This window comes from Paenibacillus sp. MAH-35, assembly GCF_058135425.1.
Map to the genome: position 1 here is coordinate 1 of NZ_JBYUPU010000030.1, position 18,351 is coordinate 18,351.

Sequence of the window (18,351 nt, forward strand, 5' to 3'; positions counted from 1 at the left end):
GATAACATGCCTTACTCTTACAATAGGAGATTTTTTATTTGTTTACCATGAAAATGCATCATTTATTAACATTATTAGTAAATAAAAGAAGATGTTTTATGATGTTAGCTTTTATGCAACGCTAGTGTGGTTTGCAGTCTTTATTTTGTCCAAAACCGGTTCGACTGACGAAATAAGAACGGTTTGAAGCTGCTAAAATCGGCGAAAAGGGTGCAGACACCATCCGTTGGTTGAAATAAGGGGTGCAAACCGCCTCTATGTCGCTTCGTTTTGTGAATCGGCCGGAAATAGGGTACTATAGACCCTTATTGGGGGCGGCCGAACTCATCAAGCCCCGTTCTCAAGCCCAACTCCTCAAGCCCCGCTCCACAAGCGCTGCACGCCGCTGGAGTGTGCCGTATACAGAGCGGCAGCCCCTTGGCTGCTCCCGTTTTCAGGCAAATCGAACAAATCCCCCCCCATTTCCAACAAAAAGTTCCTTTTATGTTCGGATGAATACGTTTACAGTATGTACATCAAGGTAATTTGACGTTTCATGCATTCGGCCAGCAGCGCTAAGTGGGGGGATATAGATGGAGACGATTCGCAAGACCGACATCGCGCTGTACGATTCGACCCAGGGCAGCGAGCCAATTCTGAAGGCGGTCGGCATCAAACGGGTGTTCGGGCGCGGTCCAAGCGCAGTCCACGCGCTGAAGGGCGCGAACCTGTCGATTCCGTACGGACGGCTCGTTGCGCTGAAGGGGCGGTCCGGCTCGGGTAAAACGACGCTGATCAACTTGCTCGGGGCTCTGGATGTGCCCACGGAAGGCGCGATTTACTTCGGCGGTCAGGAGATTACGACACTCGGGGAGAAAAAGCGCAACGAACTGCGACGTGTACAGATGGGCTTCATTTTCCAATCGTTTGCGCTTATGCCGCTTATGTCCGCCTACGAAAACGTGGAGTTCGGTCTTCGGATCGCCGGCACGCCGACGAAACATCATCGGGAAATGGCGGAGCGGGCGCTTGAAAGCGTGGGGCTCAAAGCCAGAATGAGCCACCGTCCCTTCGAGATGTCGGGCGGGGAGCAGCAGCGGACCGCTATTGCGAGAGCGATTGCGCACCGTCCCAAGCTGTTGCTCGCTGACGAGCCTACAGCTGAGCTGGACAGCAAGATGGGGTTGCAGATCATTAAAATCTTCAAGGATCTCGTACAGATGGAAGGGATGACGATCGTCATCACTACGCACGATCCTGCCATTATGGAAATCGTCGATCAAGTTTACGCATTGGAGGATGGGCAAATTGTCGATCAGGGGTAAAGCTTACGCTCGCCGCGTTATGGTCTCCGTACTCGTCGTCGCCGCTTGTGCCGGCTGCTCCCTCGTACCGGCGGAGGAGGAACCGTTGAAGCCGCCGCTGGTGAAGCCGGTCAAAGAAAATTATGAGATCGTCGAAGTGAAAAGCGGCACGATTATTAAACGAATTTCGGGTGTGGCGACAGTCGAATCTACGAACGTTAAAAATCATGAGTTTAAAGGCGTATCCGGTAAAATCCAGGAAGTGCTCGTACTCAACAACACGCCGGTCAAAAAGGGCGATCCGCTCATCGTGCTCGATCCGGGCGACTCGGCCATCGTGCTGAAGGAGAAAGAGCGCGATTACGAGCAGGCGGTGTACAACCTGGAACAGGCCAAGCAAACCCAGGATACGAACAAGATGAAAATCCGGCTCATGGAGCTGAATATAGCGGAGCTGCGGCTCAGCGACGCGAGGAAAGCGGTGGAAGGGAAAACGCTGCGCGCCGAGATGGACGGGATGATCACGTTCGTGGATCCGGCGAAGCCGGGCGATTCGGTGCAGGCGAATAAAACCTATGTCATCATCTCCGATCCGAACTCGGTGCGGCTGGCTTACACGTCTGGCAATACGTCCGATATGCTCGAGGTGCAAGTCGGCGTCTCGGTGGAAGTAACGATCAAAGGACAAAAGCTGGAAGGAAAAGTCGTACAGTCGCCGTCCAATACGCCGGCTACCGACAACAAGCAGCTGGCCGAACGGTATTCGAAAACGATATTTATTCAGGTCCAGGACCATCCGCCGGAGCTGAAGCTGGGGGCCAATGCGGATATCAACATCGTAACGAGGCAAAAGGATAACGTGCTGATCATTCCTCCGCGCGCATTGTCGCAATATTTGGGACGTAATTTCGTCAAGGTGCTAGAAGGCGACAGCATCAAAGAGGTGGACGTCGAGAAAGGGCTGGAAACGACCAGCGGCATCGAGATCGTTAAAGGCATTAGAGAAGGGCAGAAGCTTATCCTGCAATAGCATACAGGAGCCGTTGCGCTCTAGCGCCGATATGAAGCGCCCCCTCGGAAGGAGGATCCGTTTTCGTGGCCATACTTGTTATGATTTTTCGCAAAATGCTCAAGAACAAATGGCTGGAGCTCAGCCTGCTGTTCGGGCTCGTGCTGTCCGTGGCGCTGGTCAGCAGCATGCCGATCTACACCGAGGCGATCTTGCAGCGGATGCTTGTGAAGGAACTGGAAAATTATCAGGTGAGCTCCGGGGCCTATCCGGTCACCCATCGCACTGGTCTGTACTTGACGGACGACGATCCGCAGAAAAACGGGGAAAGCACGCGTCAGGTGGACGCATTTATGGAATCGGTCAAAGACCGGTTCTCCCTGCCGATTCTCGAACAGGTGACGGAGCGCGGAACGGATACGTTCTCGTTCAAGCCGATCGATACGGAAAGGGTCGATCCCGAGGTCCGGCGGAATGCGGATCTGGTCGCCTTCTCCAATCTGGAGCAGCATATCAAGCTGGTGGACGGTGTGATGCCGGCCAAGGAGCCGGTAAACGGCGTATACGAAGTTCTCGTCGTGGAGAGCGCTCTTACCCAGCTGAAAATGGTGCTCGGCAACGAATTTATTATTGCTGACGAGCGGATCAAAAAGCCGATCACCGTCAAGCCGGTCGGTATTATTAATCCGAAGGACGAGCACGACCTGTTCTGGTATACGTCGGTCGAAAGCTACAGCCGATCGTTCCTGATGGATTTCGAGCTGTTCGAGAAGACGATCACGAATAGCAGCGAAACCGATATCTCGATGCGCTCCGGCTTCTGGTTTTTTGCGTTCGACTATTCGAGAATGAATATGCAGTCGATCGAATCGTTCATCCGTACGCACAACCGGATCGAGGGGTATGTGACGAACACGTTCAACAGCCAATCGATCAAGGCGCCGGCGCTGAGCGTCATCTCGAAATATTTGGACCGCCAGGAGCAGTTGCGCGTCATGCTGTGGTCGCTGAACGTTCCGGTTATGATCATGCTCGGGTTTTACCTGTTCATGGTATCGAACCTGATCGTAGATCGGCAGAAGACGGAGATTGCGGTCTTGCGGAGCCGCGGCGCGAGCCGCCTTCAAGTGCTGCTCAGCTACGTGATCGAAGGGATTTTGCTCGGAGTCGTCGCCTACATTATCGGTCCTTATGTGGGAATGCTGATCACCAAGCTGCTCGGAGCGTCCAACGGCTTCCTGGAGTTTGTCCAGAGGTCCGCTCTGATTGTGGAGCTGAACGCGACCGCTTATAAATATGCTTTATACGCCGTTACGTTCTCCCTGATCATGACGCTGATTCCGGCGTTTCTCGCCACCCGTACTTCCATCGTCGGACATAAGCAGCAGATGGCGCGGATGACGAAGCTGAGCTTCTGGCACAAATATTTTCTCGATATCGTCCTGCTCGGAATATCGATCTACGGACTACAATCGTTTAAACGGCGGATGAGCGATCTACAGTCGCTCGGACTCGACTCGGCCAGTTTCAAGGTTGACCCGCTGCTGTTCCTCGTTCCGGCGCTGTTTACGTTAGGGCTCGGCTTGCTGCTGCTGCGGATCTACCCGCTCTTCATCCGGCTCGTTTACTGGATCGGACGCAGGGTGTGGCCGCCTTCGCTGTACTCGACGCTGATTCAGGTCGGCCGTTCGAGCACGCAGTACAACTTCCTGATGGTCTTCCTGATGGTGACGCTTGCGACCGGCTTGTTCAGCGCCAGTGCCGCCCGCACGATGAACAGCAATACACTGGAGAAGGTGCGGTACAAAAACGGTACGGACGTCATCATGAACATCAAGTGGGAGAATGATGCGCCTCCGCCTTCGATGGGCGGCATGGAGGAAGCCGGCGGGGAGGAAGCTGCGGAAACGTCCGCTCTGCCGATCACCGGGCCGAAACGGATTCAGTATACGGAGCCGCCGTTCCAGGTGTTTACGGAGCTTCCGGGCGTGGAGAACGCCGCCAAAGTGTTCGTCAAGGACGATGCCAACGTCCAGATCGGGAAATCGACGTCGCGGATTAAGCTGATGGGCGTCGATACTGACGAGTTCGGCAAAACCGTCTACATGAAAGACAGGCTGCTGGAGCATCATTTTTACGATTATCTGAACTTGATATCGACGGAGCCTTCCGCCGTCCTGGTGTCCCGCTCGATGGCCCAGGAAGCCGGCGTCAAGGAAGGGGACTCGATCTACATCGGCTGGAACAACGTGACGTATAAGCCGTTCACCGTATACGGCATTATCGATTTCTGGCCGACGTTCAACCCGAACCCGCAGCAGCAGGCATCCGGCAACAAAAAACCCGAGCTGCCCAAGCTCGTCGTCGGACATCTGAGCTATATTCAGAGTACGATCGCGCTGGAACCCTATCAGGTATGGATCGACTTGAAGGATGAGCCGAATGCGAGAACGGTATTTAACGAGGCGATCAACGAGAAGGAAATACCGGTTGAAAATATTATCGATACCGGTTACGAGCTGACCCAGGCCAAAAACGATCCGTTTCAGATGGCGATTAACGGCGTCATGACATTAGGTTTTCTGATCAGCGTCGTCATCAGCTTTTTCGGCTTCCTGCTGTATTGGGTTTTGTCGCTCAACGGCCGGGTGCTGCAATACGGCATATTGCGGGCAATGGGGATCTCGTTCATGCAGCTGATCGGCATGCTCATTACGGAGCAGGTGCTTACTTCAGGAGCGGCTTTCCTGCTCGGAGCCGGCATCGGGAACGTCACCAGCGTTCTGTTCGTGCCGCTGTTCCAGCTTTCGTTTAATCCGGCGACGCAGGTTCCGCCGTTCCAGGTTTTGTTCGATCCGTCCGACTCGTTCAGACTGTATATGATCGTAACGGGCATGATCATCATCGGACTTGTCATCTTAGGCCATCTTCTCTCTCGAATCAAAATTCATCAGGCCGTCAAGCTGGGGGAGGATTAATCGATGATTCATTGCGAGAATCTGGTCAAAATATTCAAGGTGGCCGATCTGGAAGTCGTCGCCTTGCAAGGTCTCGATCTGCATGTCGAGCCCGGCGAGCTGATGGCGATTATCGGCAACAGCGGCAGCGGGAAGTCGACGCTGCTTAACATGCTGGGCGGTCTCGACCGCCCGTCCGCGGGCAATCTTGTCGTGGACGGCAAAGATCTGTTGAAATTTACCGAGAAGGACATCGTCAAATACAAGCGTGAGACAGTAGGTTTCGTCTGGCAAAACAACGCCCGGAATTTGATCCCCTATCTGACGGCACTGGAAAACGTCGAGCTGCCGATCTTGCTGCAAGGCCGCAGACGCCGGCTGAGAGCGCTGGAGCTGCTGGAAGCGGTAGGGCTGGGGCATCGGACCAAAAACAAGCTGAACCAGCTGTCAGGCGGCGAACAGCAGCGGGTTGCGATCGCGATCGCACTGGCCAACCATCCTCGTCTATTGCTCGCTGATGAACCGACAGGTTCGCTCGATACGAAGATGTCGAACCAGATTCTGGATCTGTTCCGTGAGCTGAACCGGTCGCTCGGTCTGACCGTCGTTATCGTCACCCACGACCCGCTGCTCGCCAAAAAGGTCGATCGCGTCGTAGCGATCCGCGACGGCAAAACGTCCTCGGAATTTATCCGCAGCCGCTCTTACGCGGATGAGCTCGCCGAGCTGGAACAGGGGATGGCGGTCGAGGAGGAGACGCATGTGGAATACGCGATATTGGATAAGGCCGGACGGCTGCAAATCCCGTCTAATTATTTGGAAGCGGTCGGCGTCAAAAATTCGAATAAGATGGTCGTAACGCTGGAGGACGGGAAAATCGTCCTGTTGCCGCCGCAAAACGAGACGGTCTCGAAATGACCGGCTGATCGAAACCGTTAAAACCCCGTCCGTGCGGGGTTTTTTCGCGATTTGGCGAGTTGTGCGGCTGCGCCAAAAGGCGGCGGGCAATTCACGATTTGATACAAGTAAGGCACCAGTGGTATAATTTGGGGCGAGAAAAGGCTAACCAAGGAGTGGGACACATGTGGGGTAAACCGGTTAAACCGCTTAGAATGATGGCAATCGTTGGTGCGCTTGTGCTTACGATCGCCGGATGCGGGGAGAAGCCCGCAAGCAACGCGGGAGAAGGAGCGGCCGAAGGGGCCAAAAGCTGGAGCTCGCCGCCGCCGATGACGATTAAATCCGATAAAAAGTATGAAGCCGTCATCGATACGACAGAAGGCAAAATCACGGTCAGTCTGTTCAACGACACGGCGCCCAAGACGGTGAACAGCTTCGTTTTTTTGTCCAAGGAAAAGTTTTACGATAACGTCATCTTTCATCGCGTCATTAAAGGCTTCATGATCCAGACCGGCGACCCGACGGGAACCGGAAGGGGTGGTCCGGGCTACAAGCTGGAGGACGAGCTGAAGACGACCCGCAAGTATGAGCCGGGAATCGTTGCGATGGCGAATTCAGGGCCTAACACCGTCGGCAGTCAGTTTTTTATCTGTTCCGGTGCTTCCTGCTCCAATCTGAACCAGAAGCCCGATTACACCATCATCGGACAAGTGACGTCCGGAATGGATGTCGTCACGAAAATCTCTGAGGTACCGGTCAAGCTCGGCGGGGATGGCGCAATGAGCTCGCCCATCAAGGAAGTTAAAATCAATACGATCGAAATCAGCGAGAAATAAATCGGGTACGGCGGCGCGCGGACCGGGTGAAGCTGATGGGAACATCGCGCCGGCCCTGTACTCCCGGGAGAGGGTGGGATTCCATTGATTCGAAAATACGCGGATCGAACCGATTGGGGGAGAATCGTAGAGAAGCAAGTTACGGTCGTATCGAAAAGAACGATCGGATTTTCGGGTACGGTCACCTTATGTGAGATGCTGAAAGTAAAAGCGCCGCTGTATAAGCGGTACAGCCCGGAGCAGCCAGAGATATGCATTGCCTCGGACGGCTACAAATGGCTGCAGCATTTTCCCGAATACGCCCATTACACGTTGTCCTCGATGTACGATCAGGAGGATCGCGTCGTACAATGGTTTGTCGACATCTGCAAATGTCAGGGCGTCACCGATTCCGGCATTCCATGGTATGACGACTTGTATCTGAATATCGTCATTCTGCCGGACGGCCAGCTGTACGTGCTTCATCAGGAACGTCTGGAGGAAGCTCTGGAGCGCGGGGAGCTGAACGAGAGCGACTACAAGCTGGCCTGGAAGACATGCAATCAGGTGGTGGAGGAGTACCGCAACGGTTCGTTTGACCTTCTTTTGCTGGCGGATATGCATTTGCAGGAGCTTAACGAAGAATCCTAATAGTGCGAGTTGAATTCCATATTCGATGCCGAGCAGGCTTCCTGATTTGCTTCGTGATCAAAAGTGGGCTTTTTGAACAACCTCTAATAGTGCGAGTTCAAAGAGGCCGGTTTTCAGCACCGAGAAGATGGGATGAAGCTAGGAAATGAGGAGCGGAGCGTAGTGAAAGCTACGTGAGCACCGGAAGTTCCGGCTGAATTCCATATTCGATGCCGAGCAGGCTTCCGGATTTGCTTCGTGATCAAAAGTGGACTTTTTGAACAACCTCTATAGGAACATAAGCAAGCGAGGAACGAGAATGGACAAAATATGCTTAGGATTTCACGGATTTACAGGCGGGCCGTTCGAGCTGGAGCCGCTTGCCCTGCATCTGAGGTCGGCCGGATATACGTGCGTGCTGCCCACCTTGCCGGGTCACGACGATCCGGATCAGCTTCGGCGGATTAGCTGGATCGACTGGATCGAAGCCGCAGACAAAGAAGCGGGGATCATTGCCGGACAGCACGGGGAATTCGATCTGATCGGATTTTCGATGGGCGGCATCCTCGCCGCCCACATCGCGAACCGGTATCCGGTCCGCAGACTCGTCCTGCTTAACGCAGCGGCTATCTATGTAAGTCCGCGGCGATTTCTGCAGGAGGTGGCGGGTGCGTTCCGGGATCAGGAATGGCAGCGGCTCGTCAAGATCAAGCAAACGCCGCTGAATGCGACGCTGCAATTTATGCGGGTGGTCCGTTCGGCCAAGCCGATGTGGGCAGGCATCCAGGTGCCGACGCTGATCGCCCAGAGCGGAAAAGATCCGGTCATTCATCCGCATAGCGCGCTTGTGCTTGCCGACAAAATTCCCGGGCCGAAGCAGGTCCGGATCTTTCCCGAATCCAAGCATTTGATCTGTCTCGACCAGGAAGCGGATAGTCTGTTTAACACCGTGGAGCAATTTTTGTCCGAATAAAGGAGCGCCATACACGGGTGATGGCGCTCTCTGCTTGTATCCGAGTAGGCCGACTCACACGGGCGGCGATGTATCAGGGGGGAAGTGCATGAACCGGCTTACCGGCGCGGTCTCCTACAGCGGGGAAAAGCGCAAACGCAAACGTTACCGGCTATTCCGAACGATCGTATTGGCGCTGATCGCCATAGGAATCCTATGGGTCGTGTATGTGCAGTGGCTGATCCATAACGTTCAAAGCCGCGCTCCCGTCCAGACGGCGGATGTGGCGATCGTGCTTGGAGCCGCTCTGTGGAACGACCGGCCGAGCCCGGCGCTGCGCGAACGTCTGGATCAGGCTTACCGCTTGTACGAAACGAAGCAGGTGAGCCGGATCATCGTCTCAGGCGGTCTGGGTGCGAACGGATCTACCATTACCGAAGCGGAAGGGATGCGGTGGTATTTGACTGAACGCGGCGTGGCGCCGGAAGCGGTATACGAGGAAGGGGAATCGACCAGTACTTACGAGAACCTCCGGTTCAGTAAGCGGATTATGGATCGGGAAGGCTGGAGCGTTCCGGTGATCGTCACCCATGAATACCATGGCGCGCGGGCGATGGATATCGCCCGCTTCGTCGGAATTCGGGAGGCTTCAGTTTCGTTGACGAAGTCTAACGTCATGTGGATGCCATGGCACAAAGCGAGGGAGACGCTTGCTTACACAAAATGGATCGCGGACAAATGGCTGATGCGGCCGGTGGACTGATTCAGGCGGTATAGCGGAGCTTTAATTCATTTTTGGAGATCGCGACAATTTTCGGTTCCAGCAGCGCTGTTTTTTCTTTTAGACGATCCTTGCCGTTCGGATGCACTACATAGAGCAGGAGCCGCAAATACGTACGGGTAACCCGGGCGAACAGTCCGTTCGGCAGATCGATGACGGTGAATCCGAGCTGTCTGGACCCTCTGTGGATCATGGTGATCGCGTACAGCCCTTTGACGTCCCGGTACAACGGATCGGTCAGCATGAGCTTTCCGATCTCCGGCATCAGCAGCCGCGTTTGCCGGATCAACTGGGTGGCCAACTGGACCGGGCTGCGTGAATGAAGACCGAGCTGATACAGCGTGTAATTATCGAGATGCAGCTCGGCGACCCGGTCCCCTTTGCGGATCTGTTCCCCGTCTGGAAGCGCGATCGCCTGCCTGCCCTGGTATTCGCGGATGCGAATTTTGAGCAGAGGGTTCATCGAATCGATCGGTTTGACACGAAACAGTTTGACGAAGCACCATTCCCATCCCATCCAGATCGAGACCAGCACCCGCTTGATAATCCCCAATCTGTACTCTGCCGATTCCTCAAGAAGTTCGTCCACACGCACGGGAATCAGTCCTTTTTGCAGCATTCCGGCGATCACTTCGTCCAGCGCTGTCAGCATATGGGCCGGGGCGTCAGGATCAGCTCCGAACGTCTGCCCGCTGTCATGCAAGAGGATGACCGATCCTTCGCGAATTCGGGTTTCCAGTCTGGACTTCAGCTTCTTGCGGGCGATCCGGCTCCGCCAGTCTTTGGGCATAACCGACCATAAGACGATGTTATAAGATTTCAGGGTAAATAAGTCGAAGACGTTCAATATGCCCCACGGCGGCCGGTAATAAGCGGGCTTGGAGCCCGTAATCGAAGAAACGATATCGGCCGACCGTTCCACCTGATGCCGCCGTACCGACCAGGGGCTCATCAGCCAATTGGACTTGTGGCTGTAGTTGTGTATGCCGATCTGGTGGCCTTCCCTATGGATGCGCCCGATCAGATCGGGGTGCCGCTCCGCCTTGGCGCCAAGGACGAAAAACGTCGCTTTCACGTCATGTTTTTTTAGAAGATCCAGGAGAAGCGGCGTGTATTCCGGGTCGGGACCGTCGTCGAAGGTCAACGCGATCCGGTTGCCGGCCGATCCCTTGCGGAATACGCCGATCGAGAATATTCGCGTCATCACCCAAGGAACGAGTGTGTATACGACAACAAGCAGAGTGAAAGACAATAAGAGACGTTCCTTCATGGAAATCCTCCTCGCTATTCAATCCGTCAAACCAAGCTTCCCAATCCGGTGCCAAGCTGCAGTTCAACGGGAATGGATGACCTGCCGCGCCTTGCAAGCAGCGCTTTTACGTGAAGTCTACCATACCCGAATCGCGAGGCCAAGTGAAAAAATACCGAAAAAACTACTCTTTATTGTATGCAGTTGACACGTTTGGATGTAAAAGAAATTTTGGATGGGGACACGCACTTCGATCATAGGACAACTTCTAATCCTGTACATTATAGGCAGGGGTAATTCCGGCCGTTACACGCTGGTTTTCCCGACACGGGCGAATCGATCCAAGCCTGCACCACCGAAGGAAAGAGGTGAATCCGATGAGCAGTCGAGTCGTGAGCGGTGCCGCCAAATCGTCCAGACAAATCAATGTCGTGCTCCGAACGCCGGAACCTGCGGCCGTCCATGAGCAGGAGCAGCCGGCCGGCGGGAAGCCGGTGCCTTCACAAGGGCCGTTCGCGGAGATGCTGAAGGAACTGGACCAGTTGGTCGGTTTGGACAACGTAAAGGAACTGGTGTTCGAAATTTATGCGTTGCTGCAAATCGGGCAATACCGGGCGGAAGCGGGACTTGCTGCCAGCCAGCAGGTGTACCATATGATATTCAAAGGAAATCCGGGAACAGGCAAGACGACAGTCGCACGAATTGTCGCCAAGCTGTTCCAGTCGATGGGACTGCTGCAGAAAGGCCATCTGATCGAAGTCGAGCGGGCCGATCTGGTCGGCGAATACATCGGACACACGGCGCTTAAGACGCGCGATCTGGTCAAGAAGGCGATGGGCGGCATTTTGTTTATTGACGAAGCGTACAGTCTGGCGCGGGGCGGCGAGAAAGATTTCGGCAAAGAAGCGATCGATACGCTGGTCAAAGCGATGGAGGACCACAAGAACCAATTTGTGCTCATTTTGGCCGGTTATTCGGAAGAGATGGATTTTTTTCTAGCCCAAAATCCGGGATTGCCTTCGAGGTTCCCGATCGCGATCGATTTCCCCGATTATTCTATCGACCAATTGGTGCAAATTGCCGAGCTAATGGGGAAGGAACGGGAGTATACGCTGATTCCGGCAAGCATCATGAAGCTGAGGCAGATGCTGATCGCCGAGAAAAACAACTGCTTGTCCGCCTTCAGCAACGCCCGTTACGTGCGCAATGTGATGGAGAAGTCGATGCGTCATCAAGCGGTCCGGCTGCTCGGCCAGTATCAAAATAGTTCGCCGGGGCGCCAGGAACTGATGACGATTAAACCCGAGGATATGCGGACCGAGCCGCGTGCGGGACTTGGACTGTAAAAAACCGGCGCGTACGCGCCGGCAAGCCAAAGGAAATGTGTAGAAGGAGCCGCAGGCTGCGGCTTTTTTCGGTTTGAAGCTACGCTGCCGGTGAAGTTCCGCTATAATGGAGGGATAGGAGTCCATATCCTTATAGAGCTAAATAGCGGATGGAGGCATACTGAACGATGATTCGAGCCATTGTGTTTGATTTTGACGGACTTATTCTCGACACGGAAACCAATGAATTCAGGGCATACCAGGACGTGTACCGGCATCATGGGGCGGAGCTCCCGCTGGAGGTATGGTCCGGCGTCATCGGAACGGACATGACGGATGTATTCGATCCGTACAAATATTTGGAAGACCAGACCGGGAAGCTGGTTGACCGCGACACGTTCAGCCGGATGCGCCGGGAGCTGTTCCTGCAGAGGATGGAGACGGAGCAGCTTCGGCCCGGCGTCATATCGGTGCTGGATCAGGCTGCACAGCTCGGGCTTTCGGTCGGGCTTGCCTCCAGCTCGAGCCGGATCTGGGTGACCGGGTACTTAACGAAGTTCGGGTTGCTGGACCGTTTCTCGTGCATTCGAACCAAGGACGACGTGAAAAAAGTGAAGCCGGACCCGGAGCTGTATGTACAGGCCGTCGGTTGTCTCGGAGTCCAGCCCGGGGAAGCGATCGCGTTCGAGGATTCGGCTAACGGCGCACTAGCTGCCCACCGGGCGGGACTGCACTGCGTAATCGTGCCGAATCCGGTCACGGAGGCGCTGCTGTTCGGCGAGCACCGGAAACGTCTGACGACGATGGAGGGGCTTGATCTGGCCGGGCTGATCTCCGAGCTGACTGTAGTTTAACGAATGCAGCGGTTCGGCCTTTGTTCCGGTAAGAACCGGCGGCTCGCATGCCGGGCCGAAACGAGAGATTTGCGACACTTTTTACCCTGAATCGACAGGCACTTGTACCGCTTACTTTCTAGTTTCAAAAAAAGGTAAGGTATGGTATATTAAATTTCGAGTACAACCAACGTCACATTCGTTATCATCTCAATGGCAAACTTGCCGAAAGGCAGGGACGCAAAGCTTCAGGTCTAACGCTCCACGCTCGATGAGCCATGACAGCTGGGCTGCCGACAACGTTCGCTTCAGCGATAAGTATTGCTGTGATCGGCCGTCCCTGTTCAGGGGCGGCTTTATATATGGCGGGCTTCTCCGCAGCAGTTCGTTTGCAGGATTCGAATATGCAGTTGAAAGGGAAGAACCCTATGCAGCGTATGGATTTAATACGGGCGTGCCTCCAATCCGTGTACCGAAGCGAGAAGTGGTTGTTCGTCGCGCTCGCACTGGTCGTCGGCGTCTGCGCGATTCTGTTTAGTAAGGCGGATGCCGCAAGCGTGGCGGCCTCGTGTACATTTGCCGGCTTTCTGCTCGCCTCCGTCATTTTTCGGGGGAAGCCGCCCGTTTTTTATGTGCTGACGGGGCTTGCTTTATTCGTATACGCTGCAGCCTTGCAGCTTGACGTATGGTATGCCGAATTGTTCATCGCTTACCCGCTGTTGCTTATGTACGCTCTCCTAATGCCCAATCCCCTGTATATGCTAGTGGCCGCGCTTGCGGTTGGCCTCCATCTGTATACCGTCACCGACGACTCGGAACCGTTCGCGCGGATCGCCCACCTGGTTTTTTTCTCGTTTATTGCTCTGGCCAATATTCTCCTCGCCTCTTATATTAAACATCTGGAGCAGGAACGAAACGAATACCGCCATCTGAGCGGAATCGACTCGCTGACCGGCCTTGCTTCGCTGCAACAGACGCTGCAATTTGGTCAAAGACTGCTGGACGACGGCAGGACGGTCCGGGTGCTGCTGATCGATCTGAATTTTTTCAAGCAAATCAACGACACCTACGGCCACATGATCGGAAACCGCGTCATTATGCTTATCGCCGACTACCTGCGGGAGATGATTCGCGATGTAAACGGTATCGCCGGGAGGCTGGGCGGGGACGAGTTTGTCGTCATCGTCGAGGATGCCCCCCGGTTTGAGAATATGCGGCAAAAGCTGCTGGACGAGCTGAACGGCAAGTCGTTTATCCCCGACGACGGGCTGCCTCCGGTATCGTTGTCCTTTTCGGTCGGCGTAGCGGTATCGTCAACCGAAGAGACGGTACATATCGAGGAACTGCTGCACGGTGCCGATCTGAATATGTATGAATACAAGCTGCAGCATAAGCTGCCGGCTTATCTCGGCAAAACGGCCGACCTGATCGAGCATAATCCGGCGCCGATCTGTACGTTCGACCGCAAAGGCAAGCTGCTGGCGATTAATCCCGCCGTCTCCGGGCTGCTCGGATATTCTGCCCAGGAGTTAACCAGACGCCAGTTCGTCGCGCTCATTCATCCTCAAGACCGATTGAAAGCGTTGACATCTTTTCAGGAAGCGATGGAAGGCAACTCCGTGCATCTGGAGCTGAGGCTCATACATAAAGAAGGCTATACGGTCGAAGTGGACGTGACGAACATACCGATTATCGCCGATCTTCAAATCGTCGGCATATACGGAGTGGCCAAAGACGTTACGGACCGCAAAAAATCCGAAGAGCTGCTGCGCAACTCCGACCGTCTCGCGGTGATGGGGCAATTGGCCGCAGGTTTGGCGCACGAGATTCGCAACCCTCTTACTGCGCTGAAAGGGTTTATTCAGCTGCTGCAATCGTCCCCGAAGGAGAACAAGTCGTATTATCCGATCATGTTGACGGAGCTCGACCGGATCAATTTGATCCTTAATGAATTTTTGCTGCTGTCCAAGCCGCGTCCGACGCTTTTTGGGGATACTGATATTCGGGTAGTCATTCGTCATGTGGTGACGCTGCTCGATACGCAAGCGATCCTCAGCAAGGTGCGGATCGTCATCGTGGAGAAGGAGGATCTCCCGGTCATCCGCTGCGATGAGAACCAGATGAAGCAAGTGTTCGTCAATGTGCTGAAAAATGCGATCGAAGCGATGCCGGACGGCGGCGAAGTGACCGTTACGACGTTATTGTCCGAGCAGGACGTTGTCGTACGCGTGCAGGACGAAGGCGACGGCATATCGGATGAGCTGATCTCGCGGATTGGACAACCCTTTTTCACGACCAAAGATAAAGGAACGGGGCTTGGCCTGATGGTGTGCAATAACATTATGGAGAACCACGGTGGAAGGTTGACGATCCGAAGCGTTCCGGGCAAAGGGACTACGGTGGAAGTCGAGCTCCCGATCCGGGAAGGTGCGGCGCAGGAAGACCGGCTGGTCCGAGTATAGCCTTTCATTTTCCTATATGAAAGGTACTGGAGAAGTATGGTACAATAATGCAATTGAGGGTTTGCGAAGGAGTGTTGGCATGAAACCACCGGTTCACGAAGTAGCCGGTCAAGCTTTGGATAAAGCGATCGTAGTCAGTCTGGTGCTGAAGGGGGACCGGTTATCCGACGACAGAGTCCAGCATTCGCTGGATGAGCTCATCCGTCTGGCCGACAGCGCCGGAGTCGAAGTGCTTCATTCGGTCGTACAGTCAAAGGACTCGATCGATTCGAAATGGTTTATCGGCAAAGGGAAAGCGGAGGAAGTGCGCGATCTTGCCGTGCAGCTTGGAGCCAATACGGCGATTTTCGACCAGGAGCTGTCCGGGGCGCAGGTCCGCAATCTCGAGCACGCGCTGGACCTGAAGATCATCGATCGCACTCAGCTGATTCTCGATATATTCGCACAGCGGGCCAAAACCCGCGAAGGCTTCCTCCAGGTGGAGCTGGCGCAGCTCAGCTACTTGCTGCCCCGGCTGTCCGGACACGGAGTGAATTTGTCGCGTCTTGGCGGAGGCATCGGCACGCGAGGTCCCGGGGAAACGAAGCTGGAGATGGATCGGCGGCATATTCGCAACCGGATCAGCGAGCTGCGTCATTCGCTCCAGGAAGTGAAACGGCATCGGGAACTGCACCGCGAGCGGAGGAAAAAAACCGGCGTGTACCAGGTGGCGCTGGTCGGATATACGAACGCGGGCAAATCGACGCTGCTGAACCGGATGACGTCAGCGGACGTATACGCCGAGAATCAGCTGTTCGCCACGCTGGACCCGACGTCCAGAGCGCTGCGGCTGCCCAGCGGGCAGGAAGTCGTGCTGACCGATACGGTAGGCTTTATCCAAAACCTCCCGCATGACCTGGTCGCTGCGTTCCGTGCGACACTGGAGGAAGTGAACGAAGCCGATCTGATCCTGCACGTGGTCGACAGCGCAAGCGAGATGAGAGAAAGGCAGATGGCCGTTGTCGACGAAGTGCTGCTCGAGCTTGGAGCCCAGGGGAAACCGCGCATTACCGTGTTCAACAAAATCGATAAGGCGGCGGATGGAAGCGGCGCGCTGCTAAGCGCAGACGGCGATTCGTTGAAGGTGTCCGCGTTCTCGGAGACGGATCTGGAGCTGCTGAAGCTCTCGATTCAGGAGAAGCTGATGGGCGGGACGAAGCGGTTTCTGATTCCCGCCGCCCGGGGCGACCTGATCTCGCTCGTCTACAGACTAGGCGATGTGCTGGAGCAGGAAATCGAAGGGGATGACATCCGCTTTGACGTGCGTGTGAAACAAACCGAATTCGAGAAACAAGGATATATGCTTCAGGCCTTTATAGCGCAGGAAGCGATACAGCTAGAGGGAGAGAGTTACTGAACATGAACGTACCTGACAAAATCGGCGCGCTGATGGAGGAAGCCGAAGCGCTTGCGGAGCCGAAGCTGAAACAGATCGACAAGCGGGTCGACCACAACCAATGGAAAGTGATCCGCGCTTTCCAGAAGCATAAAGTAAGCGATTATCATTTCGCCGGCTCGACCGGTTACGGCTATAACGACCGGGGGCGCGAAGTGCTGGATCTCGTATACGCCGACGTGTTCGGAGCGGAGGCGGGCCTTGTCCGGCCGCACTTCGTCTCCGGCACGCATACGATCGGCACGGCGCTGTTCGGCCTGCTGCGTCCCGGCGACTTGCTGCTGTATATGACCGGCAAGCCGTACGATACGCTGCATAAAGTGATCGGCAAGCCGGGAGACGGGACCGGATCGCTGCAGGACTGGGGAGTGCGCTATGATGAAGTGGCGTTGTCCCCGGACGGGATGCCGGACTGGAACCGGCTCGCGGACAAGCTGAGGACGGACCCGCCCAAGGTGGTCGGCATCCAGCGTTCACGGGGGTACGACTGGCGACCGTCCTATACGGTCGCCCAAATCGCCGAGATGGTGAGGTTCGTCAAAGAGCTTGTTCCTTCTGCGATCATATTCGTCGACAACTGCTACGGAGAATTTACGGAGGAAGCCGAACCGACCGAAGTCGGGGTGGATCTGATGGCCGGCTCGCTGATCAAAAATCCGGGCGGGGGAATCGCTCCGACCGGCGGATATATTGTCGGCAAAAAGGAACTAGTGGAGCTGGCGGCGTACCGGCTCACAGCTCCCGGGATCGGCGGCGAGGTCGGAGCGATGCTCGGGGTGACGAGAGACTTTTTCCAAGGCCTATTCCTCGCGCCGCATCTTGTCGGACAAGCTCTCAAGGGGAGCGTATTCGCATCCGCGATGTTCGAGCGGCTCGGCTTCGATACCCATCCGCGCTGGAACGATGAGCGGACCGATCTCATTCAGGCGATCCGGTTCACGTCCGCGGATCATCTGATCGCATTCGTTCAAGGCATTCAGAAAGCGGCGGCGGTCGACTCCCATGTCGTCCCCGAAGCTTGGGAGATGCCCGGCTATGAACACCCCGTCATTATGGCGGCGGGAACGTTCATCCAGGGAGGCAGTCTGGAGCTGTCCGCAGACGCGCCGATCCGTTCCCCGTACATTGCATACATGCAGGGCGGACTCACTTATGCTCATGTCAAGTGGGGCGTCGTGATGGCCCTTTCCAATATGATGAATAAAGGATTGTTGTAATTAAACCTTACACGCATTGACATGTTTATGTTCGATATGTACAATGAACTTATATCCTTTACATGTCGGAGTGGTGTACAATGAGCGACGAAATTCGCCGCAACATGGCTTTATTCGCAATCGGAAGCGTCATGAAACTGACCGATTTGACTGCGCGCCAAATACGCTACTACGAGCAGCATGAGCTGATCGTTCCGGCCAGGACGGACGGGAATCAACGTTTATTTTCATTTAACGACGTTGAACGTCTGCTCCAGATTAAGGCGCTGATCGAGAAGGGCGTCAACATCGCGGGTATTAAGCAAGTGCTTAATCCGGTGAATAAGGACTCCGAAGAGGCGACGGTCATCACGGACGAGACGCAGGTAAAACGCAAGGAACTGTCCGATTCCCAGCTGCACAAAATGTTGAAACAGGATCTGTTGACCGGCAACCGCCGCGGCAAGGTTTCCCTCATCCAAGGGGAGCTGTCCCGTTTTTTTACTAAATAAAGGAGGAATTAT

15 protein-coding genes and 1 riboswitch are annotated in these 18,351 nt (G+C 55.0%); of the genes, 14 read left to right on the plus strand and 1 reads right to left on the minus strand.

Annotated elements, in window-relative coordinates; translation table 11 throughout:
- The first annotated feature begins 572 nt into the window (after nucleotides 1–572).
- From AC3Y2E_RS24610 to AC3Y2E_RS24645, 8 genes are all read left to right on the plus strand, one after another.
- A complete protein-coding gene (locus AC3Y2E_RS24610; protein WP_190924859.1) occupies nucleotides 573–1,304 on the plus strand; it encodes an ABC transporter ATP-binding protein in 732 nt (243 codons plus the stop codon).
- A complete protein-coding gene (locus tag AC3Y2E_RS24615) occupies nucleotides 1,288–2,313 on the plus strand; it encodes an efflux RND transporter periplasmic adaptor subunit (RefSeq protein WP_379215123.1) in 1,026 nt (341 codons plus the stop codon). Before AC3Y2E_RS24610 ends, AC3Y2E_RS24615 begins: the two co-directional genes overlap by 17 nt.
- 65 nt (nucleotides 2,314–2,378) lie before the next feature.
- Nucleotides 2,379–5,270 carry an ABC transporter permease gene (locus tag AC3Y2E_RS24620; RefSeq protein ID WP_379215125.1) on the plus strand — a complete coding sequence of 964 codons (2,892 nt, stop codon included), beginning with the start codon at nucleotides 2,379–2,381 and terminating at the stop codon, nucleotides 5,268–5,270.
- 3 nt (nucleotides 5,271–5,273) lie between these two features.
- Nucleotides 5,274–6,167: an ABC transporter ATP-binding protein gene (locus AC3Y2E_RS24625; protein WP_190924853.1), complete on the plus strand. Its 894-nt coding sequence runs from the start codon at nucleotides 5,274–5,276 to the stop codon at nucleotides 6,165–6,167.
- A gap of 164 nt (nucleotides 6,168–6,331) precedes the next feature.
- Nucleotides 6,332–6,985, plus strand: coding sequence for a peptidylprolyl isomerase (locus AC3Y2E_RS24630; RefSeq protein WP_379215128.1), 654 nt, complete (start codon nucleotides 6,332–6,334; stop codon nucleotides 6,983–6,985).
- Nucleotides 6,986–7,069: 84 nt separating this feature from the next.
- Nucleotides 7,070–7,615: a ribonuclease FAU-1 family protein gene (locus tag AC3Y2E_RS24635; RefSeq protein ID WP_379215130.1), complete on the plus strand. Its 546-nt coding sequence runs from the start codon at nucleotides 7,070–7,072 to the stop codon at nucleotides 7,613–7,615.
- A 298-nt stretch (nucleotides 7,616–7,913) separates the two neighbouring features.
- Nucleotides 7,914–8,567: an alpha/beta hydrolase gene (locus AC3Y2E_RS24640; protein WP_379215132.1), complete on the plus strand. Its 654-nt coding sequence runs from the start codon at nucleotides 7,914–7,916 to the stop codon at nucleotides 8,565–8,567.
- Nucleotides 8,568–8,655: 88 nt separating this feature from the next.
- Nucleotides 8,656–9,309, plus strand: coding sequence for a YdcF family protein (locus AC3Y2E_RS24645; protein ID WP_379215134.1), 654 nt, complete (start codon nucleotides 8,656–8,658; stop codon nucleotides 9,307–9,309).
- Between the two features lies 1 nt (nucleotide 9,310).
- On the opposite strand, the gene AC3Y2E_RS24650 is transcribed toward AC3Y2E_RS24645, so the two are convergent.
- The gene (locus AC3Y2E_RS24650; protein WP_379215136.1) at nucleotides 9,311–10,597 is read right to left on the minus strand and encodes a polysaccharide deacetylase family protein; all 1,287 of its coding nucleotides are present in this window, start codon (nucleotides 10,595–10,597) and stop codon (nucleotides 9,311–9,313) included.
- A 356-nt stretch (nucleotides 10,598–10,953) separates the two neighbouring features.
- Here AC3Y2E_RS24650 and AC3Y2E_RS24655 point away from each other — a divergent pair, with 356 nt between their 5' ends.
- From AC3Y2E_RS24655 to AC3Y2E_RS24680, 6 genes are all read left to right on the plus strand, one after another.
- Nucleotides 10,954–11,922 carry an AAA family ATPase gene (locus AC3Y2E_RS24655; RefSeq protein WP_190924841.1) on the plus strand — a complete coding sequence of 323 codons (969 nt, stop codon included), beginning with the start codon at nucleotides 10,954–10,956 and terminating at the stop codon, nucleotides 11,920–11,922.
- A 167-nt stretch (nucleotides 11,923–12,089) separates the two neighbouring features.
- A complete protein-coding gene (locus AC3Y2E_RS24660) occupies nucleotides 12,090–12,755 on the plus strand; it encodes an HAD family hydrolase (RefSeq protein ID WP_379215138.1) in 666 nt (221 codons plus the stop codon).
- A gap of 184 nt (nucleotides 12,756–12,939) precedes the next feature.
- A riboswitch (cyclic di-GMP riboswitch) is annotated at nucleotides 12,940–13,032 on the plus strand.
- A gap of 130 nt (nucleotides 13,033–13,162) precedes the next feature.
- Nucleotides 13,163–15,196 (plus strand): diguanylate cyclase domain-containing protein, encoded by a 2,034-nt coding sequence (locus tag AC3Y2E_RS24665; RefSeq protein ID WP_379215140.1) that lies wholly within the window; start codon nucleotides 13,163–13,165, stop codon nucleotides 15,194–15,196.
- A gap of 79 nt (nucleotides 15,197–15,275) precedes the next feature.
- A complete protein-coding gene (gene hflX / locus AC3Y2E_RS24670; RefSeq protein WP_379215143.1) occupies nucleotides 15,276–16,592 on the plus strand; it encodes a GTPase HflX in 1,317 nt (438 codons plus the stop codon).
- A gap of 2 nt (nucleotides 16,593–16,594) precedes the next feature.
- Nucleotides 16,595–17,848 (plus strand): methionine gamma-lyase family protein, encoded by a 1,254-nt coding sequence (locus tag AC3Y2E_RS24675; protein WP_332073641.1) that lies wholly within the window; start codon nucleotides 16,595–16,597, stop codon nucleotides 17,846–17,848.
- Nucleotides 17,849–17,928: 80 nt separating this feature from the next.
- Nucleotides 17,929–18,339, plus strand: coding sequence for a MerR family transcriptional regulator (locus AC3Y2E_RS24680; protein WP_190924832.1), 411 nt, complete (start codon nucleotides 17,929–17,931; stop codon nucleotides 18,337–18,339).
- Nucleotides 18,340–18,351 lie beyond the last annotated feature (12 nt).